Source organism: Serratia sp. C2(1), from assembly GCF_036352655.1.
GTDB lineage: Bacteria > Pseudomonadota > Gammaproteobacteria > Enterobacterales > Enterobacteriaceae > Serratia > Serratia inhibens.
The window spans coordinates 64,422-70,847 of sequence record NZ_JAZFBA010000008.1 but is presented as its reverse complement, the minus strand read 5'-3'; the positions used below and the strand labels follow the sequence as shown (position 1 = coordinate 70,847).

6 protein-coding genes are annotated in these 6,426 nt (G+C 51.9%); 4 read left to right on the top strand and 2 right to left on the bottom strand.

What is annotated here, in order from left to right; genetic code table 11:
* On the bottom strand, positions 1–671 hold a 671-nt coding region (locus V2S86_RS24815), incomplete at its 3' end, for an AMP-binding protein (RefSeq protein ID WP_330764566.1).
* 895 nt (positions 672–1,566) lie between these two features.
* Here V2S86_RS24815 and gltP point away from each other — a divergent pair.
* On the top strand, positions 1,567–2,883 hold the full coding sequence (gltP, locus tag V2S86_RS24810; RefSeq protein WP_330764565.1) for a glutamate/aspartate:proton symporter GltP: 1,317 nt from the start codon (positions 1,567–1,569) through the stop codon (positions 2,881–2,883).
* A 161-nt stretch (positions 2,884–3,044) separates the two neighbouring features.
* Here the strand turns inward: gltP and V2S86_RS24805 are convergent, their stop codons facing one another.
* Positions 3,045–3,206, bottom strand: coding sequence for a hypothetical protein (locus V2S86_RS24805; RefSeq protein WP_330764564.1), 162 nt, complete (start codon positions 3,204–3,206; stop codon positions 3,045–3,047).
* A 53-nt stretch (positions 3,207–3,259) separates the two neighbouring features.
* Between V2S86_RS24805 and V2S86_RS24800 the strand changes: the two genes are divergently transcribed.
* The 3 genes from V2S86_RS24800 to V2S86_RS24790 all read left to right on the top strand — a co-directional run bounded on the left by V2S86_RS24800 (position 3,260) and on the right by V2S86_RS24790 (position 6,168).
* A complete protein-coding gene (locus tag V2S86_RS24800) occupies positions 3,260–3,916 on the top strand; it encodes a carbonic anhydrase (RefSeq protein ID WP_330764567.1) in 657 nt (218 codons plus the stop codon).
* Positions 3,894–5,366 carry a SulP family inorganic anion transporter gene (locus V2S86_RS24795; protein ID WP_330764563.1) on the top strand — a complete coding sequence of 491 codons (1,473 nt, stop codon included), beginning with the start codon at positions 3,894–3,896 and terminating at the stop codon, positions 5,364–5,366. The genes V2S86_RS24800 and V2S86_RS24795 overlap by 23 nt, the downstream gene beginning before the upstream one ends.
* Before the next feature lie 178 nt (positions 5,367–5,544).
* Entirely contained in the window at positions 5,545–6,168 is a 624-nt protein-coding gene (locus V2S86_RS24790; protein ID WP_330764562.1) for a DUF2238 domain-containing protein, read from the top strand.
* The last annotated feature ends 258 nt before the right edge of the window (positions 6,169–6,426 follow it).

The window sequence follows — 6,426 nt, the reverse complement described above, 5'->3', positions numbered from 1 at the left end:
CCGGTACGTTGGAAAACGACCACGTTGGTGATGCTTTTCACGCCAGGGTTTTTCAGCGCGTCGTCGACGTTCTTTTTCAGCGGCACGGCACGCCCGGCGCGCAGGCCTTCGTCAGCGGTGATAACCAGCTTGGCGTTGGAGTCGATAATACGGCCGGCGACCGCCTCTGGCGAGAAACCGCCAAAAATGACCGAATGCACCGCACCGATACGTGCACAGGCCAGCATGGCGACCGCGGCTTCCGGCACCATGGGCATATAGATAGCCACGACGTCGCCTTTTTTGACGCCCAACTTTTTCAGTACGTTGGCGAACTGGCAGACATCGTGATGCAGTTGTTTGTAGGTGACCTGTTTCGACTGGGTGGGATCGTCACCTTCCCAGATAATGGCGGTCTGGTCACCGCGTTCGGCCAGATGGCGATCGAGGCAGTTGGCCGCCAGGTTGAGGGTGCCGTCTTCGAACCAGCGAATGCTGATATGGCCCGGGTCGAACGAGGTATTTTTTACCCGGCTATAAGGTTTGATCCAGTCCAGAATTTTTCCTTGCTCCCCCCAGAATGCTTCCGGGTCTTGCACCGACTGTTGATAATATTGTTGGTATTGTTCTGGGTTAATCAGGGCGTGTTCTGCAATTGCAGAAGGAATAGCGTGTTTATGCACTTGGCTCATAGCTTTTCTCCTTGAAGTTGTTAATGATATGTCAACTGAAGGTTAAGTATAGTTTGCTATGATTCTTTGTTTCTTTTTTGCGCGGCAGATCACGCAACAAAGATATTGATTTGTAATAGTTCTGTCTTATTTGCGTTGTGTATCTATCTGCTTGGTGGAAAAAATCGGTTAAATAGGGGGTTTTTGTCAGAAAACGCTATCTAAAGAACCAAAAAGAATAACCAATCCCGGACTAAACCTACTTCCTATCGTTCAGAGCGAATATAAAAGCTTGAGTATTAATTTCTGCTCAACCATTTAGACGTATGCGGGCTATTAATATATCTTTCGATATTAGTAGTGGGGTTATTATCACTAATCTTGGTTTAATAAGCCTGCTTGGAATTTGCCGTTTTTGATGAATATTTTTCTGATTATTTATTTTAAATGAATAATTCTCATTTGTGTTTTCAAAGAAAAATATCAACAAAATAATTACCAGACGAAATGTTTTCTTGTTTCATTTTGAAAACTTTTATGCAACATAATATAAACATCATTAGCGGACTAAATATGCAGATTCTGCGAAAAATAACGCATTTTAATTATGGATGAAAATTAAACGATCGGATTAATGTGTGACTTATAGCACACAAAATTATGTTTTTAATAACAAGTAATTATGCTATACGAAGCTGAACTGAATAATCTTTCTGATTCGATTCAGCGCGCAAGCCCGATAAAACAAGGGTTGCAGACAAGGTCGCTCAAATGGTACTCATTTAAGCAGCGTCACATTAAGGGCAGGTGGACGCCTTCTTGTAATGAACATAAGCCTGTATTAAATGATTAATTATTCTTTTCTTCGTGTTGCAATTAAATACGTTGAAAGGAGTCTTTTGAGGACTTTTTGGGTATGAAGAGTGTAAAAATTAGCCTTGCTTGGCAAATCCTGATAGCGCTGGTGCTGGGTATTATCGTCGGTGCGGTACTTCATAATCAGACGGAGTCACGCGAGTGGCTTGTCAGTAATATTCTTAGTCCGGCCGGTGATATCTTTATTCGTTTGATCAAGATGATTGTCGTGCCGATCGTTATTTCTACGTTGGTGGTAGGCATCGCCGGAGTCGGCGATGCGAAAAAGTTAGGCCGCCTCGGATTGAAAACCATTATTTATTTCGAAGTGATTACCACCGTCGCCATCGTGGTAGGGCTGACGTTGGCTAATGTTTTTCAACCCGGTCACGGCATCGATATGTCGACGCTGACGGCGGTCGATATCTCCCAATATGAAAAAACCACCGAGCAAGTGCAAAGCGGCTCGCATAGTCTGGTGGCGACCATTCTGTCGCTGATTCCGTCGAACGTCTTCGCCTCCATGGCCAAAGGCGACATGCTGCCGATCATCTTCTTCTCGGTGCTGTTTGGCCTTGGCCTGTCGTCATTGCCGAAAGAAACCAAAGAACCGCTGCTGAAGGTGTTTAAAGCCGTTTCCGAAAGCATGTTCAAAGTCACCCATATGATCATGCGCTATGCGCCAATTGGGGTATTTGGACTGATCTCCGTGACGGTAGCCAACTTTGGTTTCGCTTCGCTGTTGCCGCTCGCCAAACTGGTGTTATTGGTGTACTTCGCCATCGCCTTTTTCGCCCTGGTGGTGTTGGGCGCGGTGGCACGGATGTGCAATCTGCGTATCTGGACGCTGATTCGTATCCTGAAGGACGAACTGATCCTGGCTTATTCCACCGCCAGTTCGGAAACCGTGTTGCCACGCATCATCGAAAAGATGGAAGCCTACGGCGCACCGAAGGCGATCACCAGCTTTGTGGTACCTACCGGTTACTCCTTTAATCTGGACGGTTCCACGCTGTACCAGAGCATTGCCGCCATCTTTATTGCGCAGCTGTACGGGATTGAGTTGTCTTTAGGCCAGGAAATCGTGCTGGTGGTGACGCTGATGGTCACCTCCAAGGGGATTGCAGGCGTACCCGGCGTTTCTTTCGTGGTGCTGCTGGCAACCTTGGGCAGCGTCGGCATCCCGCTGGAAGGGCTGGCGTTTATTGCCGGCGTTGACCGTATCCTGGATATGGCGCGCACCGCGTTGAACGTAGTGGGTAATGCGCTGGCGGTACTGGTCATTGCCAAATGGGAACATCAGTTCGACAGTAAAAAAGCCCTGGCTTATGAGAAAGAGTTCTTGTCAGGCAATACCAAACAGGCAAGCGAGTCTTAACAGTCTGCTGGTGCAATTATTAGAAAACCCGCCTTATGGCGGGTTTTTTTATGCCTGATTTCTGGCGGGTCAGGCAGTGAATGTAAAGAAGGCTCTTTTTGGAGTTACTTTAGTTTTTTAATAGGCCAGTTTTTATTTATTAACCAATAAAATCAAAATGTTTACTTTTCTTCATTAAAAGTTCCCGGCTGTTTTTCCTTGTCAGATTCGTCGCTGCTTCTATGGTTAATAAGGGCCTTTCCTGATGGAGGAACGGCGCTGTGCGTGTAAAAAATGCCCCATGCCAATGTTGGCTGTGGAATAAAACCATCATTTTGATTCATGTAATTGGCTCCTGGGCGGGTAGGCGAAAGCCTGTTTGTCCCCCAACAGAGAGATGCATGCCGTGACGATACTTAAACCCCTGATAGCCAGAAATCGCAGCTGGGCGCTACAGCAGCGCCAGCGCAACCCGCATTACTTCCGCAAGCATGTCGCCGGTCAGCAGCCGCAGGCGTTGTGGATCGGCTGTTCCGACAGCCGTGTCCCGGCCGAGGTACTGACCGGCGCACACCCTGGTGAGCTTTTCGTTCATCGCAATATCGCCAATATGGTTCTTGAGGATGACGATAGCCTGATGAGCGTATTGCAATATGCGCTGGAATATCTGCACGTCTCCGCCATTGTATTGTGCGGCCATTACGGTTGCGGCGGCGTACAGGCAGCGGTGGCGCTACCGGAAATGCCGCTGGCGCAGGAGGATAGCGCGTTGGCGCGGCGGATGGCGCATTTGCGGTATTCGCTGGAACATAACTTGCAAGATTATCGGCAGGCAGAGGATGACGATGCTACGCGTCTGAACCGGCTTATCGACGCGCACGTGGTGACCCAGTTCACCCATTTGATTGCCAGCGAACCGGTGCGCCGACGCTGGGAGCAGGGCAAGGTGCTGGACGTTTTTGGCTGCGTTTACGATCTGCAAGAAGGGCATTTGAAGGAGCTCGTCCATCAGAACGCTGCGGAGGTGGGTCATGAACTTCAGCACTCTGCGTAATGATATTCCCGCCGGTATAGTGGTGTTTCTGGTGGCATTGCCGCTCAGCCTTGGCATAGCGCAGGCCAGTGGCTTACCGCCTTTTGTCGGGCTGCTGACCGGGGTCATCGGCGGTATCGTGGTCACCTTGCTGAGCCCTTCGCGCTACGCTGTCAGTGGGCCTGCCGCCGGCCTGGTCACCATTGTGACCGGTGCTATGGAAACGCTGGGTTCGTTTTCATTGCTGCTGGTGGCGCTGATGCTGGCGGGGGCGCTGCAGCTTATTTTTGGTTTGCTGCGTGCCGGACGCTGGATCACGCTGGTACCCGGTACGGTGATCCAGGGCATGTTGGTGGCCATCGGTATTTTGCTGATCATGCAGCAGATACCGGTAGCGTTGGGCGTACAGGGGGACGCAAATCTGAAGGCGTTGCTGGCCGACGGTGCCGAGCTGTTGTCGCCCGCCTCGGCGTTGGTTGCCTTGGGTGCTCTGTTGATCATGTGGTTGTGGACCACCGCACCGGTGAAACGGATCCCGTTGACCCGTTATCTCCCCGGCCCGCTGGTGGCGGTACTCTGGGGCAGCCTGGCCGTGGTCTTTGGTGAGCGGTGGATGCCGGAAAGCATCGGTGCCATGCCGCGCATTTCACTGCCTAAATTTAGCAGTGCCGAGGCGTTGGGCGAGCAGCTCAGCCGCCCGGATTGGCAAGGTGCCTGGCGCAACCCGTCGGTTTATCTCATCGCGCTGACGTTGGCGCTGGTGGCTAGCCTGGAAACCCTGCTGAGTCAGGAGGCGCTGAAAAAACTGAAATCCCAAACGCCGGCACCTTCGCCGGACAAGGAAATGCGCGCGCAGGGCGTCGGGAATATGCTGAGTGGTTTTCTCGGCGGCCTGCCGATCACTGCGGTGATTGTCCGCAGCTCGGTGAACGTCAATGCCGGAGCGCGTAGCCGCATGTCGATTCTGCTGCACGGTGTGTTGTTGCTGTTATGCGGCCTGTTCTTCAGCGATGTGCTAAACACCATCCCGTTAGCCAGCCTGGCGGCGGTATTGCTGTATACCGGTTATAAGCTGGCCTCTCCGGCATTGTTTGCCGCCCAGTGGCGCCAGGGGCTACCGCAGTTCATCCCCTTTATTCTCACCGTTTCCGGCATCATTATCTTTGGCATGTTGGCGGGTATTGCTATCGGACTGATGGCGCAGTTGCTGTGCAGTACCTACAAAAGCCACCGTAATGCGCTGCAACTGAGCTGTTACGACGATCATTATGTGGTGCGGTTTCACCAAAACCTGACTTTTCTGCATAATCCGCGCCTGCAAAGCCTGCTGGCGCAGATCCCGGATAACTGCGTGGTGATTGCCGAGCATGATAACGCCGAATATATTGATCCGGACGTCAAAGCCATGTTGGCGGACTTCGGCGCCGGTGCCGCTGACCGGGGCATTCAACTGAATCGCTGGCCGGTTTGACCTTTATCCCTTCCGCCGGTTTTTTGGCGGAAGGGATGCAGGGATTCAGCAGGAAGGGAGGCGTTTTGGATAGGCTGGAAGCGCAGCGGCTGGCGCTTGCGGATTTCACCCTGAATCCTTTGCTTTCCTCTATGGGGTATAATGAAAGGGTCTCTTTCATTACCTCGGTAGCCCCCCCATGTCCGTATTCCCGTCTCGATATGTGCTTCCCGCAGCGGCCTTATTACTTACGGCCCTGCTGATTTATAGCGGCATTCAACCTTATGACAGGATGACCTGGTTGATGGAAGTCATACCGGTTGTCATTGTGTTGCCGTTGCTCTGGTTGACCCGGCGGCGTTACCCGCTAACGCCATTGTTGTACCTGCTTATTTTTTTTCATGCGCTGGTTTTGATTTTCGGTGGTATGTATACCTATGCCCGAGTGCCGATTGGGTTTGGCGTACAGGAGTGGTTCGGGCTGGATCGTAACCCCTACGATAAGCTTGGCCACTTTTTGCAGGGGTTGGTGCCGGCGCTGGTGGCGAGGGAAATTCTGCTGCGTGGCGGCTATGTGCAGGGACGAAAAATGTTGGGGTTCGTGGCGTGTTGTATTGCACTGGCCATCAGCGCCATTTACGAGCTGATTGAATGGTGGGCAGCATTGGCGTTAGGCCAGGGAGCCGATGAGTTTCTGGGCACGCAAGGGGATCCGTGGGATACCCAGTCTGACATGTTCTGTGCGTTGTTGGGCGCGGTATGTGGCCTGATACTGTTTGGGTATCGACAGGATCGGCAAATTGATCGGCTGGCGGTGAAGTAGTCTATCTCTGATCTGAACGTCAACCGGATAGGTGCGTGCTTCAGCGTTAGCCCGCAGGGTGAGGCCTTCGGCCGAATAATCGAACTCGTTCGATGGAGAGTCCATATCCCGAAAAGCAAAAAACCCGCCATAGGCGGGCTCTTCTAAATAGGGCGACCGGACTCGGACAACCGGCGCTTGCGCCGGATTGAACAACGCTTCAGCGTTGGCCCGCAGGGTGAGGCCTTCGGCCGAATAATCGAACTCGTTCGAGGGAGA